Source organism: Dactylosporangium sp. NBC_01737, from assembly GCF_035963215.1.
Taxonomy (GTDB): domain Bacteria; phylum Actinomycetota; class Actinomycetes; order Mycobacteriales; family Micromonosporaceae; genus Dactylosporangium.
This window is the reverse complement of record NZ_CP109153.1, coordinates 1537221-1556732: the sequence shown is the minus strand read 5'-3', so window position 1 is coordinate 1556732 and position 19512 is coordinate 1537221. Positions and strand designations below refer to the sequence as shown.

General features: G+C 70.5%; 16 protein-coding genes. 14 read left to right on the top strand and 2 right to left on the bottom strand.

Annotated features, from left to right (window positions below):
• The first annotated feature begins 169 nt into the window (after positions 1–169).
• The 10 genes from OHA72_RS06750 (at position 170) to nadC (ending at position 9411) form a co-directional block, all read left to right on the top strand.
• On the top strand, positions 170–715 hold the full coding sequence (locus tag OHA72_RS06750) for a TetR/AcrR family transcriptional regulator (RefSeq protein WP_327011479.1): 546 nt from the start codon (positions 170–172) through the stop codon (positions 713–715).
• Positions 716–874: 159 nt separating this feature from the next.
• A complete protein-coding gene (locus tag OHA72_RS06745) occupies positions 875–1819 on the top strand; it encodes a Rossmann-like and DUF2520 domain-containing protein (RefSeq protein ID WP_327006987.1) in 945 nt (314 codons plus the stop codon).
• Entirely contained in the window at positions 1816–2628 is an 813-nt protein-coding gene (gene panC, locus OHA72_RS06740; protein WP_327006986.1) for a pantoate--beta-alanine ligase, read from the top strand. The genes OHA72_RS06745 and panC overlap by 4 nt, the downstream gene beginning before the upstream one ends.
• Positions 2625–3047: an aspartate 1-decarboxylase gene (panD, locus tag OHA72_RS06735; protein WP_327006985.1), complete on the top strand. Its 423-nt coding sequence runs from the start codon at positions 2625–2627 to the stop codon at positions 3045–3047. Before panC ends, panD begins: the two co-directional genes overlap by 4 nt.
• Positions 3048–3063: 16 nt before the next feature.
• On the top strand, positions 3064–3984 hold the full coding sequence (locus OHA72_RS06730) for a septum formation family protein (RefSeq protein WP_327006984.1): 921 nt from the start codon (positions 3064–3066) through the stop codon (positions 3982–3984).
• Between the two features lie 97 nt (positions 3985–4081).
• Positions 4082–4993, top strand: a complete 912-nt coding sequence (locus OHA72_RS06725; RefSeq protein WP_327006983.1) for a septum formation family protein — start codon at positions 4082–4084, stop codon at positions 4991–4993.
• A gap of 68 nt (positions 4994–5061) precedes the next feature.
• Complete coding sequence (locus OHA72_RS06720) at positions 5062–5952, top strand: septum formation family protein (RefSeq protein ID WP_327006982.1); 891 nt, start codon at positions 5062–5064, stop codon at positions 5950–5952.
• Between the two features lie 42 nt (positions 5953–5994).
• Positions 5995–6840 (top strand): septum formation family protein, encoded by an 846-nt coding sequence (locus OHA72_RS06715; RefSeq protein ID WP_327006981.1) that lies wholly within the window; start codon positions 5995–5997, stop codon positions 6838–6840.
• Between the two features lie 31 nt (positions 6841–6871).
• A complete protein-coding gene (locus OHA72_RS06710; RefSeq protein WP_327006980.1) occupies positions 6872–8512 on the top strand; it encodes an L-aspartate oxidase in 1641 nt (546 codons plus the stop codon).
• Between the two features lie 20 nt (positions 8513–8532).
• Positions 8533–9411 carry a carboxylating nicotinate-nucleotide diphosphorylase gene (nadC, locus tag OHA72_RS06705; RefSeq protein ID WP_327011478.1) on the top strand — a complete coding sequence of 293 codons (879 nt, stop codon included), beginning with the start codon at positions 8533–8535 and terminating at the stop codon, positions 9409–9411.
• A 56-nt stretch (positions 9412–9467) separates the two neighbouring features.
• On the opposite strand, the gene OHA72_RS06700 is transcribed toward nadC, so the two are convergent.
• Positions 9468–11348, bottom strand: coding sequence for a hypothetical protein (locus OHA72_RS06700; protein WP_327006979.1), 1881 nt, complete (start codon positions 11346–11348; stop codon positions 9468–9470).
• A gap of 65 nt (positions 11349–11413) precedes the next feature.
• Here OHA72_RS06700 and OHA72_RS06695 point away from each other — a divergent pair, with 65 nt between their 5' ends.
• Positions 11414–12178, top strand: a complete 765-nt coding sequence (locus OHA72_RS06695; protein ID WP_327006978.1) for a type III pantothenate kinase — start codon at positions 11414–11416, stop codon at positions 12176–12178.
• Here OHA72_RS06695 and OHA72_RS06690 read toward each other — a convergent pair.
• On the bottom strand, positions 12175–12879 hold the full coding sequence (locus OHA72_RS06690) for a class I SAM-dependent methyltransferase (RefSeq protein ID WP_327006977.1): 705 nt from the start codon (positions 12877–12879) through the stop codon (positions 12175–12177). The genes OHA72_RS06695 and OHA72_RS06690 overlap by 4 nt on opposite strands.
• Positions 12880–13004: 125 nt before the next feature.
• Here OHA72_RS06690 and lysS point away from each other — a divergent pair, with 125 nt between their 5' ends.
• The 3 genes from lysS to OHA72_RS06675 all read left to right on the top strand — a co-directional run bounded on the left by lysS (position 13005) and on the right by OHA72_RS06675 (position 17841).
• The gene (lysS, locus tag OHA72_RS06685) at positions 13005–14459 is read left to right on the top strand and encodes a lysine--tRNA ligase (RefSeq protein WP_327011477.1); all 1455 of its coding nucleotides are present in this window, start codon (positions 13005–13007) and stop codon (positions 14457–14459) included.
• 90 nt (positions 14460–14549) lie between these two features.
• Positions 14550–14906 (top strand): histone-like nucleoid-structuring protein Lsr2, encoded by a 357-nt coding sequence (locus OHA72_RS06680; RefSeq protein ID WP_033363218.1) that lies wholly within the window; start codon positions 14550–14552, stop codon positions 14904–14906.
• Positions 14907–15303: 397 nt separating this feature from the next.
• Entirely contained in the window at positions 15304–17841 is a 2538-nt protein-coding gene (locus OHA72_RS06675) for an ATP-dependent Clp protease ATP-binding subunit (protein WP_327006976.1), read from the top strand.
• Positions 17842–19512: the final 1671 nt, after the last annotated feature.

The following is a 19512-nucleotide window of genomic DNA, read 5'->3' as shown; positions in this document are numbered from 1 at the left end:
GAAATGGGCTATCCGCCGATCGTGCCCGCTCGTTGACGTGAGTAGGTTTCAAGGTGGGGACGAGCTTGAGGGGGACTGCCGGGTGGCGACGCAGACAGTGGCCAGTGCCGGGACGAAGCCACTGCGCCGGGTGCCGGTGCAGGGGCGCAGTGTGGCGAGGGTCGGGCGGATGCTCGACGCGTGCGCCGAACTCGTCGATGAGGTGGGCTACGACGGGCTGACCACGACGCTGCTCGCGGAGCGGGCGGGGGTGGCGATCGGCTCGGTCTACCAGTTCTTCCCGGACAAGCGGGCGATCGTGCAGGCGCTCACGCTGCGCAGCCTGGAGGGCTACCTGGAGCGCCTCGGCGCCCGGCTGGCCGAAGAGGACATCTCGCACTGGTGGGACGCGGTCGACGCGGCCATCGACGAGTACATCGACATGCACCGCACCGTGCCGGGCTTCCGCACCCTGCACTTCGGTGACGTGGTGGACATTCACCTGCTCGACGACGAGCGGGACAACAACGACGTCATCGTCTCGCAGCTCGCGGCGCTGCTCATCGGCCGGTTCGGCATCGTGGACGCCGACCGCCTGCAGTTCGTGCTGGCGATCGCGGTCGAGGCGGCCGACGCGCTGATCAAGATGGCGTTCCGGCGCTCGCCGGACGGCGACCCGGTCGTGCTCGGCGAGGCGAAGGCCCTGATCAAGGACTACCTGCACCACCGCCTCTGACGATCGCTTTCGGGCCCTTTATCGGCAGCGTCGCGCGCCGGTAAAGGGCCCGAAACGTGCTGTTGACAATCCCACACGACCTGTCCGCTTTGCGCACCGCGGCGCATACTCGTGATCGACCGGTACCCCACATCGAGGACTGGATCCATCGCGATGAACATGGCCGTGAACAGGCAGAACATCGGCATCATCGGCGCCGGGCGGGTTGGCGCGGTGCTCGGCGCCGCGTTCGTGAACGCCGGCCACCGGGTGGTCGCCGCGGTGGGTGTCTCCGCCGCCTCCAAGTCCCGCGCGGAGCAGCTGCTCCCGGGCGTCAAGCTCCTCCCCGCCGACCAGGTCGCCGCCTCCGCCGACCTCGTGCTGCTGGCGGTCCCCGACGACGTGCTCGCCGGCCTGGTCAACGGCCTGGTCGAGACCGGCGCGCTGCGCCCCGGGCAGATCGTCGCGCACACCTCCGGCGCCCACGGCCTCGCCGTCCTCGCGCCCGTCACCACCGTGGGCGCCAGGCCGCTGGCCCTGCACCCGGCGATGACGTTCACCGGCACCGACGTGGACCTGCGCCGGCTCGCCGAGGGGGTCTCGTTCGGCGTCACCGCCCCCGACGGGCTGCGCGACCTCGCCGCCTCCCTGGTCGCCGACCTCGGCGGTCAGGTCGAGTGGATCGACGAGGCACGGCGCCCGCTGTACCACGCGGCGCTGGCCCACGGCGCCAACCACCTCGCCACGCTGGTCAACGAGGCCCTCGACCGGCTCCGCGACGCCGGCGTGCGGCACCCGGAGCAGGTCCTCGCCCCGCTGCTCGGCGCCGCGCTGGACAACACGCTGCGCCTCGGCGACGCCGCCATCACCGGCCCCGTGTCCCGCGGCGACGCCGGCACGGTCGCCAAGCACCTCCAGGCCCTCGAGTCGGTCGCGCCCGAGTCGGTGCCGCCGTATCTGGCGCTCGCCCGGCGCACCGCCGACCGGGTCATCGCCGCCGGGCGCCTGCGCCCGATGGACGCCGAGCCGCTGCTCGACGTGCTGGGCAGCGCCCACGCCCCGCCGGTGGTCGCGGCGCAGCGCGGCGGCCGCAGGAAGGCGAAGGGCACGGGAGGCAAGGCGTGAACGTCGTCGAGACCCGCGAGCAGCTCGCGGCCGCCCGCGCCGCGGCCCGCGGCACCGTCGCCGTCGTCATGACCATGGGTGCGCTGCATGAGGGGCACGCGGAGCTGCTGCGTACCGCGCGCGCCGAAGCCGACACGGTGCTGCTCACGATCTTCGTCAATCCCCTGCAGTTCGCGCCCGGCGAGGACTTCGACCGCTACCCGCGCACGCTGGAGGCGGATCTTGCCGTCGCCCGCGAGGCCGGCGTGGACATCGCGTTCACGCCGACCCGGGACGTGATGTATCCGCAGGGTGCGCCGACGGTACGGGTCGACCCCGGGCCCGCCGGCAACGAGCTGGAGGGCGCCAGCCGTCCCGGGTTCTTCCACGGCGTGCTGACGGTGGTCAACAAGCTGTTCCAGCTGACCCGCCCGGACGTCGCGTACTTCGGCGAGAAGGACTACCAGCAGCTCGGCATGATCCGGGCGATGGTGCGCGACTTCGACCTGCCGATCGACGTGCGGGGCGTGCCGACCGTGCGGGAGCCCGACGGTCTCGCGCTGTCCAGCCGCAACCGGTACCTGGCCCCGGCGGAGCGGCAGGCGGCGCTGGTGCTGTCCAGGGCGCTCAGGACCGCCGCGACTGCGCCCGACCCGGTCGCGGCCGGCCTCGCCGAGTTCGCCGGCGAGCCCGAGGTGAAACTCGACTACTTCGTGCTCACCGACCCGATGCTCGGCCCCGCCCCGGCACACGGCCCGGCGCGGCTGCTGACGGCGGCCTGGGTCGGCGGCACCCGGCTCATCGACAACATCGAGGTACAGCTCCCGTGATCCGCACCATGCTCAAGTCGAAGATCCACCGTGCCACGGTCACCCAGGCCGATCTGCACTACGTCGGATCGGTAACAATCGACGAGGACCTCATGGACGCCGCGGACCTGCTCGCCGGCGAGCAGGTCGCGATCGTCGATGTCACCAACGGCGCGCGGCTGGAGACCTACGTGATCGCCGGGCCCCGCGGCAGCGGCGTCATCGGCATCAACGGCGCCGCTGCGCACCTGGTCCACCCGGGTGACCTGGTCATCCTCATCTCCTACGCGCAGCTGGACGACGCCGCCGCCAGGACGTACCAGCCGCGGGTCGTGCACGTCGACGGCGCGAACGGAATCATCGAGCTCGGTCACGATCCTGCGGACGCCATACCGGGTATGGTGGGCGAGCCCGTGAGGGGAGACCTTCTCCGGGCATAGCCTTGGGGGAGGTGCGGTGCGGCGTGCGGTCGTGCTGGTCGTCGCGGCGGTGACGCTGCTCGGCGGCTGCGCGCGGCCACCGGCACCCGCCGCCACCGACGGTGACCTGGTCAACGGCTGGCCGATGCTGCCCGCCGCGACGCTCATCGAGCCGGTCGCCCCTGCCTGCTATCCGCTGCCCGGCGGCACCGCCAGCGCCGACGTCACCAGCTGGCCGGCGCCGGTGGCGTGCACCGCGCCGCACGAGGTCGAGCTGATCTCCGTCGGGCGGTTCACCGGCGCCGACGCCGAGCGGGCCACGCCGCCGAGCGCCGGCGGCCCGGCCATGCGCGGGGCGTACACCCGATGCGCCGACGACGCGAAGACCCTGCTCGGCGCGGACTGGCGGTCCGGCCGGATATCGCTGAGCGTGGACGTGCCGAGCCCGCTGCTGTGGGACGCCGGGGCCCGCTGGTTCCGCTGCGACCTGCAGGCGTTGCAGGACATCGACCGGTTCAGCATCGCGAGCCGGACGACCTCGCTGCGCGGCGCCCTGAGCCCCGACGGCGGGGAGTTGCGCATCGGCTGTGTGAAGGTCACCACCAAGCCCGGCGGCGCCGCCAACGCCATAGACCGGATCTTCCCGGCCCCGTGCACGCAGCCGCACGAGGGCGAGTTCGCCGGGATCTACGAGCCGCCGGCCGGTGAGTACATCGCCGACGGCGACGCGCGCAGCAGCGCCAACCTCGCCGGATGCCGGCCGGTCGTGGCCGGGTTCGTCGCCGTGCCAGACGACGCGAACTTCCGCTCCCGCACTGGTCTGGTCACGATGCCCTACGACAAGATGGCCTGGGAGTTGGGCAACCGCGGGGTCCGCTGCTTCGTGTGGCCACCGAAGCCCGTGCATGCCTCGTTGCGCGGTGCGGGTACAAAAGGTCTACCGATCACAATCGCCTAGGTGGTGTCCTGTATCTGGCAGTTGGACCGGGTTGCCAACCACATTGATCATTGGCACACTGCACCCGCGCTGTGTGCGCCGGGGGAGGGGTTGGATCATGGTGCGTTTTCGACGGCTCGTGATGGCAGTGGCGCCGGTCGCCGCTGTCGTGATGCTGGCCGGCTGCGCGACGCCCTCGGGGGTCGACAAGAACCTCATCGACGAGTGGTCCATGCTTGCCGCACCCAAGGTCCCGCTGCCGCCCGTCGGGTCGTGCTACGACAGCACCGTGCCGTATTTCGAGACGGACACCCTCACGATCTTCTCCTTCAAGGCGGCCGAGTCCTGCACCACCGCGCACATCAGCGAGACGTTCTATGTCGGCGAGCTGAGCGGCACCGCGGCGAGCGTGACGTCGCCGCCGAAGGGCGCCGACCTCAAGGACGCCTGGGCCAAATGCAACACCGAGGCGCAGACCTTCCTCGGCGGTGACTACCACGACGGTCGCCTCGAGCTCATCGTGCTGCCGCCGTCCTCGGCGCAGTGGTCCGGCGGCGGGCGCTACTTCCGCTGCGACCTGGCCGAGGTGCAGAGCGACGCCGGCAAGCCGGTCAGCCGCACCAGCAGCCTCAAGGGCGCACTCACCGGCGACAAGCCGATCGCGCTGACCTGCGCGCAGGAGACCTACGAGGCCGACGGCAAGACGTGGGAGGACTACGAGCCGACCGCGTGCACGGCGACCCACAACATGGAATACGTCGGCACGTACGTCGCCGGCGAGCGGGCCTTCCCGAAGACCGCCGACGAGCGCCGCGCCGCCATGCGCACCGGCTGCGAGGCCCTCGGCGCCAAGTTCCTCGGCATGACCCAGTCGACCCTGGACAACCACCAGGAGGTCGGCATCGGCTTCTGGATGGTCGACGAGGAGAACTGGCTGCGCGGCAACCGCTCCGCCCGCTGCTACGCGATGCTCTACGACAAGAAGAGCACCGTCCGGTCCCTGAAGGGCCTCGGCACCGGAAAGATTTGACCCCTTCTGTCACACTGTCACCACCCGCGCGGGTAGTGACAGTGTGACGAGGTAAAGGTGTGCACGGGATGAAGCGGTGGACCGTCGGGCTGTCCATGACGCTGGTGCTGCTGGTCGCAGGTTGCGGCAATCCCGCGGGCACCGACGGCGACCTCTTCAACGGCTGGACCGCGATGGCCGCGCCGACCGTGCCGAAGCCCGCCGTCGGCGAGTGCTGGACCTTCACCGGCGACGCCGACAAGCTCGCCGTCGGACCCGACCTGGTCGAGGTCGAGTGCAGCACCCCGCACGCCAGCGAGACGATCAAGGTGGGCGAGTTCTCCGGCAGCCTCGCCCAGCAGTCTGCGCCGCCCACCGGCGCCGACCTCACCGACGCGTTCGCCGCCTGCCAGTCCGAGGCCAACGACTTTCTCGGCGGCGACTGGCACGACGGCCGGCTGGTCCTGCGGGTCCTGCCGCCGTCGGAGAGGCAGTGGAAGGGCGAGGCACACTACTACCGGTGCGACCTGGTCGAGGTCTCCGACGACACGTACACCATCTCGCCCCGCACGACCGGGCTGAAGGACACGCTGCGCGGCAGCCGGCCGATCGAGATCGGCTGCGTCAAGGTCGTGACCGACAGCGGCGGCGGCATCGAGGACTTCGTCCCGACCAAGTGCGACACATTGCACAACGGCGAATACACGGGCACGTTCTACTCGCCCGACGCGCGGCCGTACCCGAGCGACGCGACGGCCCGCCGTTCGCTGCTGCAGCCGGGCTGCAAGACGATCGTCGCGCGGTACCTGGGCCTCAACGAAGCCGCGTTCGACGCCAACAAGCAGATCTCGTTCGCCTGGTCGACCGCGACCCCGGCCCGGTGGAACTACGGCGACCGCACCGCCCGCTGCTACATGCTGCTGGAGGGCAACCTCTCGGTGAGCCGCTCACTGCGCGGGAACGGTAACGTTCCGATCTGAAGGTGGTGACGTTACCGGCTGGTAATGGCACACTCCTTCCTCATGAAACGGGTCCTCCTGATCGTCGTCGTGCTCGCCCTCGTCGGGGGCGGCGCCTACTGGCTGCTGCGCGACACCTCCCGGAAGATCCCGCACACCCCGCCGGCCGGCGCGCCGCAGGCGGGCTCCTGCTGGAAGGTCGACGCCGCCGGCGCGAAGGCCGCCTTCCCGTGGCCCGGCGGACCCGTCGACTGCGCCGGTGCCCACACCGTCGAGGTGTTCCACGTCGGGCAGGCGGGTGAGGACCTGCTGCACCGCCTCGACGAGGCCGAGGGCGAAAACGTCAAGATCGCCCAGAACCTCCTGTACGCCCAGGCCCGCCGCGCCTGCGTCGTGGAGGGCACCGCGTTCCTCGGCGGCAACTGGCACGAGTCGAAGGTCCAGATCCTCGCGTCGTGGATCACCCCGGCCACCGACGGCTTCTTCGGCTGCGCGGTCGCTCCGGTGACCGGTCCGGCCGGCGACGAGTTCGTCTCCCGCGAGGGCAGCCTGGCCAAGGCCGGGCCGACACTGCCGATCGGGTGCATCGCCTCGCTGAAGTACGTCGACTGCGCCGCCCCGCACGACGGCGAGTACTCCGGCAGCTACTCGATCGCCCCCATGGACGCCCCGTTCGACGAGACCGCGGTGCGCAACGCGTCGTCGAAGGGCTGCGTCAGCGTCGGCCTGCACTACCTGGGCCTGGCCGAGACCGCCGACCGGGCCGACCTGTCCGCCGCCGCCGTCGGGCCCAAGACCGCCTCCGACTGGCTCGGCAGCGACCAGACCTTCGCGTGCTACCTGATGAGCGCCCGCCCGCTGAAGGCATCGATCGCCAAGATCGGCACCGGCCCCCTGCCGCTCGCGTGATCCTTGGCACGGCGCGCGATGCCCTTTTGTCATGTTGACTGGAGTGATGGAGCTGCCCGTACTGCCGCGCCAACTCGCCGGGCCCCAGCCGGGATGGGCCGAGCCGACCGACGTCGTCGTGATCGGCTCCGGCGTCGCCGGGCTGACCGCCGCCCTGCACCTGCGCGAGGCCGGCCTGCACGTCACCGTCGTCACGAAGGTCAACATCGATGACGGCTCGACCCGCTGGGCCCAGGGCGGCATCGCCGCGGTCCTCGACCCCCTCGACACCCCCGAGGCGCACGCGCAGGACACCCTCGTCGCCGGCGTCGGCCTGTGCGACGCGGTGGCCGTGGACGTCCTGGTCCGCGAGGGCCCGACCCGCGTCCGGGAGCTGATCCGCTGGGGCGCCGAGTTCGACCGCAACAACGACGGCTCCCTCATGCTCACCCGCGAGGGCGGCCACCACGCCAACCGGATCATCCACGCCGGCGGCGACGCGACCGGCGCCGAGGTCCAGCGGGCCCTGCACGCCGCGGTCCACCGCGACCCGTGGATCCGCCTCATCGAGCACGCCCTCGTTCTCGACCTGCTCACCGACGCCGCTGGCCGGGCCTGCGGGGTCACCCTGCACGTCCTCGGCGAAGGCGCGGAGGACGGCGTCGGCGCGGTCCTCGCCCGGGCCGTCGTCCTCGCCACCGGCGGCATGGGCCAGATCTACTCCGCCACCACCAACCCCGTCGTCTCCACCGGCGACGGCGTCGCACTCGCCCTGCGCGCCGGCGCCGCCGTCACCGACATCGAGTTCGTCCAGTTCCACCCGACCGCGCTCGCCCTCAACAACCGCGACTCGCAGCAGCCGCTGGTCAGCGAGGCCCTGCGCGGCGAGGGCGCCTACCTGCGCGACGGCGACGGCAACCGCTTCATGGTCGGCCGCCACGACCTCGCCGAGCTCGCCCCCCGCGACGTCGTCGCCAAGGGCATCTACCGGGTCATGCGCGCCGAAGGCACCAACAACGTCTGGCTCGACGCCCGCCACCTGGGCCGCGAGTTCCTCGAGGGCCGCTTCCCGACGATCGTCGCGTCCTGCCGCGCCGCCGGCGTCGACCCCGCCGCGGACCTCATCCCCGTCTCCCCGGCCGCGCACTACGCCTCCGGCGGCGTCCGCACCGACCTGCTCGGCCGCACCTCGATCCCGGGCCTCTACGCGTGCGGTGAGGTCGCCTGCACCGGCGTGCACGGCGCCAACCGGCTCGCCTCCAACTCGCTGCTGGAGGGCCTCGTCTTCTCCCGCCGGATCGCGGAGGACATCGCCCGCCACCTGCCCGCCCAGACCGACCCCGTGACCGGCTCGCCCGTCTCCTGGTCCGCCGACCCCTCGCTGCGCACGCCGCTGCAGGCGGCCATGTCGGCGCACGCCTCGGTGCTGCGCAGCGCCGAGTCGCTCGACCAGGCGGCGCAGGCCCTCACCAAGCTCGCCCTCGACCGCTCCGCTCCCGGCCTCGCCAGCTGGGAGGCGACCAACCTGCTCACCGTCGCCAGCGCCCTGGTTGGCGCCGCCGACCTGCGCCAGGAGACCCGCGGCTGCCACTGGCGCGAGGACTTCCCGGACGCCAGCGACGTGTTCCGCGGCCACTTCCTGGCCGGCCTGTCCGACACCGGCACCCTGACTGAGACGTGGGAGGACGCGTGACGCGCCTGTCCGACACCGGCATGACCCCCGAGACCGAGGCCTCGCTGCGGAAGGTCGGGCTCGACCCGGTCGCCGTCGCCGAGATCGTCGAACGGACCCTGACCGAGGACCTCGGCCCCGACCGCCTCGACGTCACGAGCGTGGCGACCATCCCCGCCACCCAGGTCGACGCCGCCGAACTGGTCGCACGCGCCGACGGCGTGGTTGCCGGCCTCGCCGTCGCCGCCGCCGTCTTCGAGGCCGTCTCCCCGGCGGTCGAGGTCTCCGTCCACGCCGTCGACGGCTCCTTCGTCGTGCGCGGCACGGTCCTCGCGACCATCACCGGCCCGACCCGCGCCCTGCTGACCGCCGAGCGCTCCGCGCTGAACCTCCTGTGCCGCATGTCCGGCGTCGCCACCCACACCCGCCGGTGGGCCGACCTGCTCGACGGCACCCACGCCCTCGTCCTGGACACCCGCAAGACCACGCCGGGCCTGCGCATCCTGGAGAAGTACGCGGTCCGCGCCGGCGGCGGCACCAACAAGCGCATGGGCCTCTACGACGTAGCCATGATCAAGGACAACCACAAGCTGGCCGCCGGCGGCATCTCGGCCGCGTACGCCCGGGTCCGATCGGCGTTCCCCGACGTGCCGGTGCAGGTCGAGGTCACCACGGTCGGCGAGGCCGTCGAGGCGGTCACGGCCGGCGCGACGTTCCTGCTGCTGGACAACATGTCGCCGGACCTGCTGCGCGAGGTGGTCGCCGCGGTCGGCGGCCGCGCCGAGCTGGAGGCGACGGGCGGCCTGACCCTGGCCACCGCCGCCGAATACGCCGCGACGGGCGTCGACTACCTGTCCGTCGGCGCGCTGACGCACTCCTCGCCGATCCTCGACATCGCCATGGACCTCCGCACCCACTGACCACCGGGGGCGGACGTCCCAATCACCCATCCCGGGCGCGCCAACCCCCCAAGCGCCTACTCGGGGAACGCGACCGCCACGAAGGCGGAGAACCGCTGCACGCGCCACGTCGGCGGCACCATCTGCGTGCAGCGCTCCACCATCGCGGCGCAGATGAGCGCCTGCACCGACGAGACCGGCGGCGCGGGTGCGGTCGGGATCACCGACTCCACCGCCACGAGCTCCACGTCCGGCAACGAGATCTGGAACTGGTACTCCCACAGGTCGCCGTCCATGACCAGCCCGACCCGGCGTACACCACTGGCGCGGATCGTGTCGATCGCCTGCTGGTACGGCACCGCCTGGTCGGGCAGCCGGACGAAGCGCTCCTCCCAGTCCGACAGGGTGAAGACCGACCCCTGCCCGACGAGCCGGCGCGGCTGACCGTAGGCGACCGCGATGCCGCCGGTGGCGAAGGCGGCAACCATCGCGACAACCACGGCGATGGCAGGAGCGCGACGGGACGTGAGGCGGTCGGCCCAGTAGCCGGTGAGCGGGGCGCCGACCGCGAACGCCGGCAGGATCAGCCGGTTGCCCCAGTCCTGCCACTTGATGACGGCCGCTGTGAGGATGAACGCACCCAGGGCGGTCACCGCGTACGCCCGGACCAGCGGGGGCAGCCGACGCCAGACCAGGGCGGCGGCGAGGGCGGCCAGGATCAGGGCGGACTGCACGGGATACGGGGAGCGGTCCTCGTCGGGCTTCCATCGCGTGCTGGGGAAAACGCTGCGCCACTGGGTGATCTTCGGGTCGTTGGGGTCGACGTCGACGAGGTGGGCGATGCCGATGACGGTGCCGCTCATCAGATCGTTGACCGCCGGGATCGGGGTGGTGAGCGTGGACGCGGCCAGGCGCAGGCCATTGACCAGGACCGCGGGCGGGTCCTTGCGTTCGGTGGACAGGGCGGCGCTGTAGCCGGGCGGGCCGAGTGGTGAGCCGAACGCCTCGTTGACGCGGAGCAGGGCCGGGCCGGCGAGGACGGCCATGCCTGCGAGGACGGCGAGTCCGGCGCCCACGGTACGCAGCAGCTGACGCTGCCGGAGCTGGCAGATGCCCCAGAAGAGCAGGATCGGGGCGAGTGCCATGAGGCCGGTCGACTTGGTGACGGCGGTGAGGCCGGCGACGGCGGCGAGGGACAGCACGTCGCCGGCGGTGGCGACGCGCCGCGCGCTGTCGAGGGCGAGGGTGGCGGCGCAGACGACCCACGCGGTGACGACGACGTCGTTCTGGGTGCTGGTGGACTCCAGGACGACCGCGGGGGCGGTGAGGAACACGGCGGCCGCGGTCAGCTGCCCGGTGCGCCCCGCGCCGAGCTGGGCGGCGCAGCGGGAGATGGCGAGCGCGGCGAGCAGTGACGCGCCCCACTGCAGCAGGTTGAACAGCGAGTCGTCGCCGGTCAGTAGGCGGGCCTGCAGCAGCAGGTACTCCGCACCGGGGACCAGGATGATCTGCTGGTTCTGGATCGTGGGGTAGGGGTCGAGGTCGCCGTCGGCGATCCAGTGCTCGATCTTGGTGAGGTGGTAGTGGTTCGAGTCGAAGTTGTTCGGCGACGAGGCGAGCGCGAGCACCAGCTCCGCGAGGACGAGGACACCGATCGCGCCGACGAGTAACTTGTCCCAATTTTTCAGGACAAAGCCCGAAGGGGCCCGCAGCTGTCGCCTGGCGAAGAAGGCCGACACGCCCGTGAACAGCAGCCAGTAGACAATCACCGGCCAGGTCGAGATCCACCCCACGAGGGACAGCAGCTCGACGACGACGACCGTGACCCCCGCCACCGTCGCCGCCGCCCGGATGACCGCCTGACGGGCGTCCTGGCTGCCCGGGCGCAGTGCGAACACGGTGAACACCAGCGCGGCCAGCGGGAGCAGCGCGAGCAGCGTGCGGGCCGTCGGCATCATGGGAACCGGATCGTAGATGACCAGGCTCACCCCGGCGCTGGCGGGCCTTTCGTTAGGCTCACCGCGTGCTGCTGTGCATCGACATCGGAAACACCAACACGGTGCTCGCCACGTTCGAGGGCGAGAAGCTGGTCCACTCGTGGCGGATCAAGACCGACTCGCGGGCCACCGCGGACGAGCTCGGCCTGCTCTACCGGGGGCTGCTCGCCACGGACGCCGTGTCGCTGACGGGCATCGCGGCGTGCTCCACCGTGCCGGCGGCGCTGCGGTCGTTGCGCACCATGCTGCAGCGGTACTACCTGGGCGTGCCGACCGTGATCGTCGAGCCGGGCGTGCGCACCGGCGTACAACTGGCAATCGACAACCCGAAAGAGGTCGGCACGGACCGGGTGGCGAACACCCTGGCCGCGTTCACGCTCTTCGGCGGGCCCTCGATCGTCGTGGACTTCGGCACGTCGACCAACTTCGACGTCGTGTCGGCGCGGGGGGAGTTCCTCGGTGGCGTGCTCGCGCCCGGCATCGAGATCTCCGTCGACGCGCTCGCCGCCCGCGCCGCCCAGCTGCGCAAGGTCGAGCTGATCAAGCCGCCGCGGGTGATCGGCAAGAACACCGTGGAGTGCCTGCAGTCCGGCGTGGTGTACGGGTTCGCCGGGCAGGTCGACGGGATCGTGCGCGGCGTGACCGCGGAGCTGGGTGGCACGGTGAAGGCGGTCGTCGCGACCGGCGGCCTGGCCCCGATCGTGATCGGCGAGTGCGCCACCGTTACGCACCATGAGCCGATGCTCACCCTGATCGGGCTGCGACTGATCTTCGACAGGAACCGCGGTTAGCGTTTTTCGCCGGTGTACGCGTATGTCACGTACGGCAGTTCGAACTCCTCGTCGAGCTGGTCGAGCAGCTCGTGCAGCTGGTGTTCCAGCCGCTGCCGGGCTTCCGTATCGGCGACGAGGTAGTAGGAGCGGGACTTGATCAGCTCCATGAACGACGCTGTCGTGTGCGTGGTGCTCCACTCGAAGGTCTTCAGCGTCACCGGGCCGAAGAGGGGCCCGAAGTCCTTCACGGCCGTCTCGTCGAACGCGTCGCGCTCCCGGGCGCCGTCGAACAGGGTCGAGGACTTCGCGACCCACGGGACGCGCTCGTCGCGGATGTTCCAGATGGGCACGAAGCGGCCGCCGGGGCGCAGGACGCGGGCGATCTCGGTGTGTGCCGGCTCACCGTAGAACCAGTGGTAGGCCTGACCGGCGGTGACGACGTCGACGCTGCCGTCCGGCAGGGGGATCCCGGTGGCGCTGCCCTTGCGGGCGTCGCCGGGGATCTTGGCGCGCATCTTGTCGTCCGGCTCGACGGCGATCACGTGATGGCCCAGGTCGGCGAGCTGGCGGGTGAGGATGCCGGTGCCGGCGCCGAGATCGCAGATATCCGACTTTTCGGGTATCGCCCAGTCCAGTGCCTCGCGTGGATAGCGGGGGCGGATCCGGTCGTACAGGTCTGCTGCGGCGCCGAACGAGGAAGCGTGTGCTGCGAAATCCACGTCGCCAAAAGTACCGAACGTGTTGTTGAGTAGGCTCGACGTAATTCGTGGAATTCTCGTAGAGGGATTGTGCCGCTGTGAAGGACCAGCCAGCCGTTGACCAGGAACTCGATCTCCCCGAGCAGATGAAGATCCGCCGGGAGAAGCGTGCCCGGCTGCTGGACGAGGGCAAGCAGCCCTACCCGGTCGGGTTCGACCGGACCGCGACGCTCGCGGAGGTCCGGGCCCGCTACGGCGAGCTGCCCACCGACACCGCCTCCGGCGAGCACGCGGCCGTGGCCGGCCGGGTCATCTTCATCCGCAACACGGGCAAGCTCGCCTTCGCCACGCTGCGCGCCGGCGACGGCACGGAGCTGCAGGCCATGCTGTCGCTGGACAAGGTCGGCGCGGAGGCTCTGGAGGACTGGAAGCGCCTGGTCGACCTCGGTGACCACGTCGGCGTCAAGGGTGAGGTCATCACCAGCCGCCGCGGCGAGCTGTCGATTCTCGCCGACGAGTGGCAGATGACGGCGAAGGCGTTGCGCCCGCTGCCGGTCGCACACAAGCCGATGGGCGAGGAAACCCGGGTCCGGCAGCGGTATGTCGACCTGGTCGTGCGCCCGCAGGCCCGTGAAACGGTCCGCACCAGGGCGGCCGTGGTGCGCAGTCTACGTAACACACTGCACGGCCTTGATTACCTTGAAGTTGAAACTCCCATGTTGCAGTTGCTGCATGGTGGTGCAGCCGCTCGGCCATTCGTCACGCATAGCAATGCGCTCGACACGGATTTGTATCTGCGTATCGCACCGGAACTATTCCTCAAGCGGTGTGTGGTCGGTGGCATCGAGCGGGTCTTCGAGATCAACCGAAACTTCCGCAATGAGGGCAGCGACTCCTCGCACTCGCCCGAGTTCGCGATGCTGGAGGCCTACCAGGCCTATGCCGACTACAACGACATGGCCGACCTTACCCGGCAGCTGGTGCAGGACGCAGCCGTTGCGCTGACCGGCACGCACGTGGTCCGTTATGCCGACGGCAGCGAGTTCGACCTGGGCGGGCAGTGGCGGCGCGTGACGCTTTACGGCGTGCTTTCCGAGGCGGTGGGTGCCGACGTCACGGTCGAAACGCCGCACGCGCGGCTGATGGAGCTGGCCGCGAAGCACGACGTGCCGGTCGACCCGAAGTGGGGCCCGGGAAAGCTGGCCGAGGAGCTCTTCGAGGCGCTCGTCGTGCCGGGGCTGGTCGCGCCGACGTTCGTCTTCGACTATCCGGAGGAGACCTCGCCGCTGACCAGGGCGCACCGCGTGACCCCGGGCCTGACGGAGAAGTGGGATCTGTACGTGCAGGGCTTCGAGCTCGGCACCGCGTACTCCGAGTTGGTCGACCCGGTTGTGCAACGCGAACGTTTGGTCGCGCAGTCGCTACTCGCCGCGAAGGGAGATCCCGACGCGATGCAACTGGATGAAGACTATCTGCGTGCGATGGAGTACGGAATGCCACCGATGGGCGGCATGGGGATGGGAATCGATCGCCTTCTCATGGCTCTCACCGGGCTCGGCATTCGGGAAACGATCCTGTTTCCGCTGGTGCGGCCGGAGTAGTTTCGGCGTACCGTTGACGAGGTAGTCCCTGATTGCGTTATCTTTGCATTCGCACAACGCGGGGCGGACTTCCTCGAAGGGAATACGACAGTGGCCAAGCGGACCATCCACGTGCTGGTCGACGACATCGACGGCGGGGACGCCGACGAGACCGTGAAGTTCGCGCTGGACGGCGTTCAGTATGAGATCGACCTGTCGAAGAAGAACGCGACGAAGCTGCGTGACGCGTTCGGGCCGTTCCTCGGTGCGGCCACGAAGGTCGGTCGGGGCGGCGTCGTGGTCGGAGGACGTGCCGCCAGTGCACGTGGTCGCGGTGGAGCCGCCGCGGATCGCGAGCAGAACAAGGCGATTCGGGAATGGGCTCAGAACAAGGGCATCAAGGTCTCCGACCGGGGCCGCATCAAGCAGGAAATCGTGGACCGCTACAACGCCGAAGCGGGCCGTTAGCGATCGTTGACCGTTTTCGTCCTGAGCGGTCGTTTTGGGGTTCTTTCAGGAGCCCGCACCCACCGTGGTCGACTGACTACGGTGGGTGACTTGCATCTGGTGTCGATTTCGCTCTTGGCGTACGGCTTCGCCCGCTGGAACAAGGCAGCGGATGCTCGCGTTGGGCAAAACGCCGGGTACACGCGTTCCCGGCGGGTAAGCAACTACCACACAACGACTGCGACATGGTCCGATGGTGGGGTGCGGCAATGGCGCACACCCGCAATGTGTCGGCCTACGGCGATAGAGTGATGGCACGGTCACGTTGGCGTCCGACAGAGCTTCGGCGTGGCGACCTCCCAAGGGGGGTTCCGCGGCAGGGGCGGCGGCGACGGACACGGCACGTGAAGGAGCAGGGATGTTCGAGCGGTTCACCGACCGAGCACGACGGGTTGTCGTCCTGGCGCAGGAAGAAGCCCGGATGCTCAACCACAACTACATCGGCACCGAGCACATCCTGCTCGGCCTCATCCACGAGGGTGAGGGCGTGGCGGCCAAGGCGCTTGAGAGCCTCGGCATCTCGCTGGAGGGTGTCCGCCAGCAGGTCGAGGAGATCATCGGCCAGGGGCAGCAGGCGCCGAGCGGGCACATCCCGTTCACGCCACGCGCCAAGAAGGTGCTGGAGCTGTCCCTGCGCGAGGCGCTGCAGCTCGGGCACAACTACATCGGCACGGAGCACATCCTGCTGGGTCTGATCCGCGAGGGCGAGGGCGTCGCCGCCCAGGTCCTCGTGAAGCTCGGCGCCGACCTCAACCGGGTCCGCCAGCAGGTCATCCAGCTGCTCTCCGGCTACCAGGGCAAGGAGCCGGCTGCCGCCGGCACCGGCGCCCCCGGCGAGGCCGCTCCGTCGACCAGCCTGGTGCTCGACCAGTTCGGTCGAAACCTGACCCAGGCTGCCCGCGAAGGCAAGCTCGACCCGGTCATCGGGCGCGAGAAGGAAATCGAGCGGGTCATGCAGGTCCTGTCCCGCCGCACCAAGAACAACCCGGTGCTCATCGGCGAGCCCGGTGTCGGCAAGACGGCCGTGGTCGAGGGCCTGTCCCAGCGGATCATCAAGGGCGAGGTGCCCGAGACGCTCAAGGACAAGCAGCTCTACACGCTCGACCTCGGTGCCCTCGTTGCCGGCTCCCGTTACCGCGGTGACTTCGAGGAGCGGCTGAAGAAGGTCCTCAAGGAGATCCGCACCCGCGGCGACATCATCCTGTTCATCGACGAGATCCACACCCTCGTCGGTGCCGGTGCCGCTGAGGGCGCGATCGACGCCGCGTCCATCCTCAAGCCGATGCTGGCCCGTGGCGAGCTGCAGACCATCGGCGCCACCACCCTCGACGAATACCGCAAGCACCTCGAGAAGGACGCCGCGCTCGAGCGCCGCTTCCAGCCGATCCAGGTGGGTGAGCCGTCGCTGGCGCACACCATCGAGATCCTCAAGGGCCTGCGCGACCGTTATGAGGCGCACCACCGGGTGACGATCACCGACGCCGCCCTGGTGGCCGCCGCGACGCTGGCCGACCGCTACATCTCCGACCGCTTCCTGCCGGACAAGGCGATCGACCTGATCGACGAGGCCGGGGCGCGGATGCGCATCCGCCGGATGACCGCGCCGCCAGACCTGCGTGACTTCGACGAGCGCATCGCACAGGTGCGCCGCGACAAGGAGTCCGCGATCGACGCACAGGACTTCGAGCGTGCCGCGCAGCTGCGCGACAAGGAGAAGCAGCTGCTCGGTCAGAAGGCGCAGCGCGAGAAGGAGTGGAAGGCCGGCGACCTCGACGTCGTGTCCGAGGTCGACGACGAGCAGATCGCCGAGGTCCTGGCGAACTGGACCGGCATCCCGGTCTACAAGCTGACCGAGGAGGAGACCGCACGGCTCCTGCGCATGGAGGACGAGCTGCACAAGCGCCTCGTCGGCCAGGACGACGCGGTCAAGGCGGTCTCGAAGGCCATCCGGCGCACCCGGGCCGGCCTGAAGGACCCGAAGCGCCCCTCCGGCTCGTTCATCTTCGCCGGCCCGTCCGGCGTCGGGAAGACGGAGCTGTCCAAGGCGCTCGCCGAGTTCCTCTTCGGCTCCGAGGACGCGCTGATCCAGCTCGACATGTCGGAGTTCCACGACCGGTATACGGTGTCCCGCCTCGTCGGTGCGCCCCCCGGATACGTGGGCTACGACGAGGGTGGCCAGCTGACCGAGAAGGTCCGCCGCCGGCCGTTCTCCGTGGTCCTCTTCGACGAGATCGAGAAGGCCCACCCGGACGTGTTCAACACGCTCCTGCAGATCCTCGAAGACGGTCGTCTCACCGATGGCCAGGGTCGCATCGTGGACTTCAAGAACACGGTGATCATCCTGACCACCAACCTGGGCACCCGCGACGTGGCCAAGGCCGTGTCCCTGGGCTTCCAGGCGTCGGAGGACAACGAGTCCAACTACGAGCGGATGAAGCAGAAGGTCAACGACGAGCTGAAGCAGCACTTCCGCCCGGAGTTCCTCAACCGCATCGACGACACGATCGTCTTCCACCAGCTCATGCAGGACCAGATCCTGGGCATCGTCGACCTGATGATCGCCCGCATCGAGTCCCAGCTCCGCAACAAGGACATGGGCCTCGAGCTGACCGACAACGCCAAGAAGTTCCTGGCGAACAAGGGCTATGACCCGGTGCTGGGCGCGCGGCCGCTGCGCCGCACGATCCAGCGGGAGATCGAGGACGCACTCTCTGAGCGCATCCTGTTCAACGAGCTCCGCCCGGGCCAGATCGTCGTCATCGACTGCGAGGGCGACCCGGCCCAGTTCGAGAAGGCCAAGCTGGTCTTCAGCGGCGCCGACCGCCCGGGCGACGTCCCGGACGGCGTCCCCGCCGAGCTGACCAAGGGCGGCTCGACCGAGGAATCCGCGGCGTAGTCACACGCACGATTCGCGCACAGCGCGGATGAGCACTGAGCGAGGCCCCCGACCATCTGGTCGGGGGCCTCTGCCGTCCTCTGCGGCACCCATGCCGCTGACCGGCCCACCGCACCGACGCCCGCCCGTCCACCTTGTACGGCGTTCACATCTGAGCATTTCGCGCGCCTGCCATCCTCCGCGGCGCTCTAATGCTGCTGACCTCACCGCCACACTGATGCCGGGCCGTCCACCTTGTACGGCGTTTGCATCTGGGCGTTTCGCGCGCCTGCCGTCCTCCGGGGCGCCCCGATGCCGCTGACCGGAGCGCCGCACCGATGTCGGGTCATCCAGCAGGGGCGCCAGTCAGCATTTGGGCACTTCACGCGCCTCTTCCACGGCGGCGGCCTGCGGCGGCTGGCGATCGGAGATGCGTCCTGGTCGCGTCGTGTGGCAAGCGAAACGCCTGCTGGCCTCCTCGTCGGGCACGCCTGCCCCGGCCTGCTCGACCTGCCCGGCGTCGGCCCGTCACCCTCCTCACCGCCTGGTCTCGGTACGGCCGCGTTCGCGGCGAAGCCGCGTCCACCGCCTTCGCCGGGACCAGCCCTCCGCGCAAGCCGACGTCGGCGCCGCCACCCTCCGCCCTCCTCGCCGCCTGGCCCCGCCACGGCTGCGTTCGCAGCGAAGCCGCGTCCACCGCCTTCGCCGGGACCAGCCCCCGCGCAAGCCGGCGTCGGCCCCGTCAAACGCCACCGCCTCAACCGCGGTGGCGACACTCTCAACGCAGCACTGCACACCATCGGCACCACCCGCCGACGGATGAACCACACATCCCACCAGCACCTGTCAGATCGAAGTCGCGGGCTGGTCGCGTGGGCGGCCGTCGGGCGACTTCGATCACGACGGCACGATCGGATCCGCTGCACGCGCCGAGGGTTGAGCCTGGGCCGAGGGCCGCGACGGCGTGCACGTCGCGCCCGTGATCACGGAACTTCGGTGACACCCAGGCGCCGGTGAAGTTCCGTGATCACGGTGACGGGCGTGCGCCGGGGCTTGGGCCGGGGTTGGCGCTCGCCGGGTCGCCATGGGGCAGGAGGGGTGTCACGCGCGGGTGGGGTTGGTGACGACGTGGGGGTCTTCGGGGATCCGCGGAGCGGGTTGCCGGGATACGTTGCGTGGCGTGACTGGGTGGTGGCGGGATTTCGGGGCGGCCCGGTTCGGGCGGCCGGCCTCGCCGCGGCCGATCGTCCGGCCCGCGTTGCTGGCCCGGCTCGACCGCGCGTTCGCCGAGCACGATCCGGCCGGAGCTGACCCGCGTGACGGGGCAGCCGCGGCCGTGAGGAGTCTGCGCGACAGTGGACCCGATCCGGCCGGGCGCGGTCCAGGTGGTGGCGGGCAAGACCCAGCGAGGCGGGAGCTGCGTGACGGCGGGCTCGACTCGGCTCGTCAGGGGGCGCGGGACGGTGCGGCGGGCGAGGCGCGGCGGGGCCCGCATGACGGTTGGTCCGAGGCAGCCGGACGGGGCATGCGCGATGGCGGGCACGACCCGGCCGGGCTTGGTCTGCGTGAGGGTGGCCTCGATGCAGTGCGGCAGGGTCCGTGGGACGGTGCGGGGCCGCGCGGCAGTGGGGGCAACGCGGCCCGATGGGGCGAGCATGGGGCTGGGGCGGGTGGCGATCTGCCCGGGGGCGG

Bases quoted from the DNA above. Each gene is read 5' to 3' on its own strand.
- OHA72_RS06750 (WP_327011479.1), top strand. From the start codon at position 170: ATGCTCGACGCGTGCGCCGAACTCGTCGATGAGGTGGGCTACGACGGG.
- OHA72_RS06745 (WP_327006987.1), top strand. From the start codon at position 875: ATGGCCGTGAACAGGCAGAACATCGGCATCATCGGCGCCGGGCGGGTT.
- OHA72_RS06725 (WP_327006983.1), top strand. From the start codon at position 4,082: ATGGTGCGTTTTCGACGGCTCGTGATGGCAGTGGCGCCGGTCGCCGCT.
- OHA72_RS06720 (WP_327006982.1), top strand. From the start codon at position 5,062: ATGAAGCGGTGGACCGTCGGGCTGTCCATGACGCTGGTGCTGCTGGTC.
- OHA72_RS06715 (WP_327006981.1), top strand. From the start codon at position 5,995: ATGAAACGGGTCCTCCTGATCGTCGTCGTGCTCGCCCTCGTCGGGGGC.
- OHA72_RS06710 (WP_327006980.1), top strand. From the start codon at position 6,872: ATGTTGACTGGAGTGATGGAGCTGCCCGTACTGCCGCGCCAACTCGCC.
- nadC (WP_327011478.1), top strand. From the start codon at position 8,533: ATGACCCCCGAGACCGAGGCCTCGCTGCGGAAGGTCGGGCTCGACCCG.
- OHA72_RS06700 (WP_327006979.1), bottom strand. From the start codon at position 11,348: ATGATGCCGACGGCCCGCACGCTGCTCGCGCTGCTCCCGCTGGCCGCG.
- lysS (WP_327011477.1), top strand. From the start codon at position 13,005: ATGAAGATCCGCCGGGAGAAGCGTGCCCGGCTGCTGGACGAGGGCAAG.
- OHA72_RS06675 (WP_327006976.1), top strand. From the start codon at position 15,304: ATGTTCGAGCGGTTCACCGACCGAGCACGACGGGTTGTCGTCCTGGCG.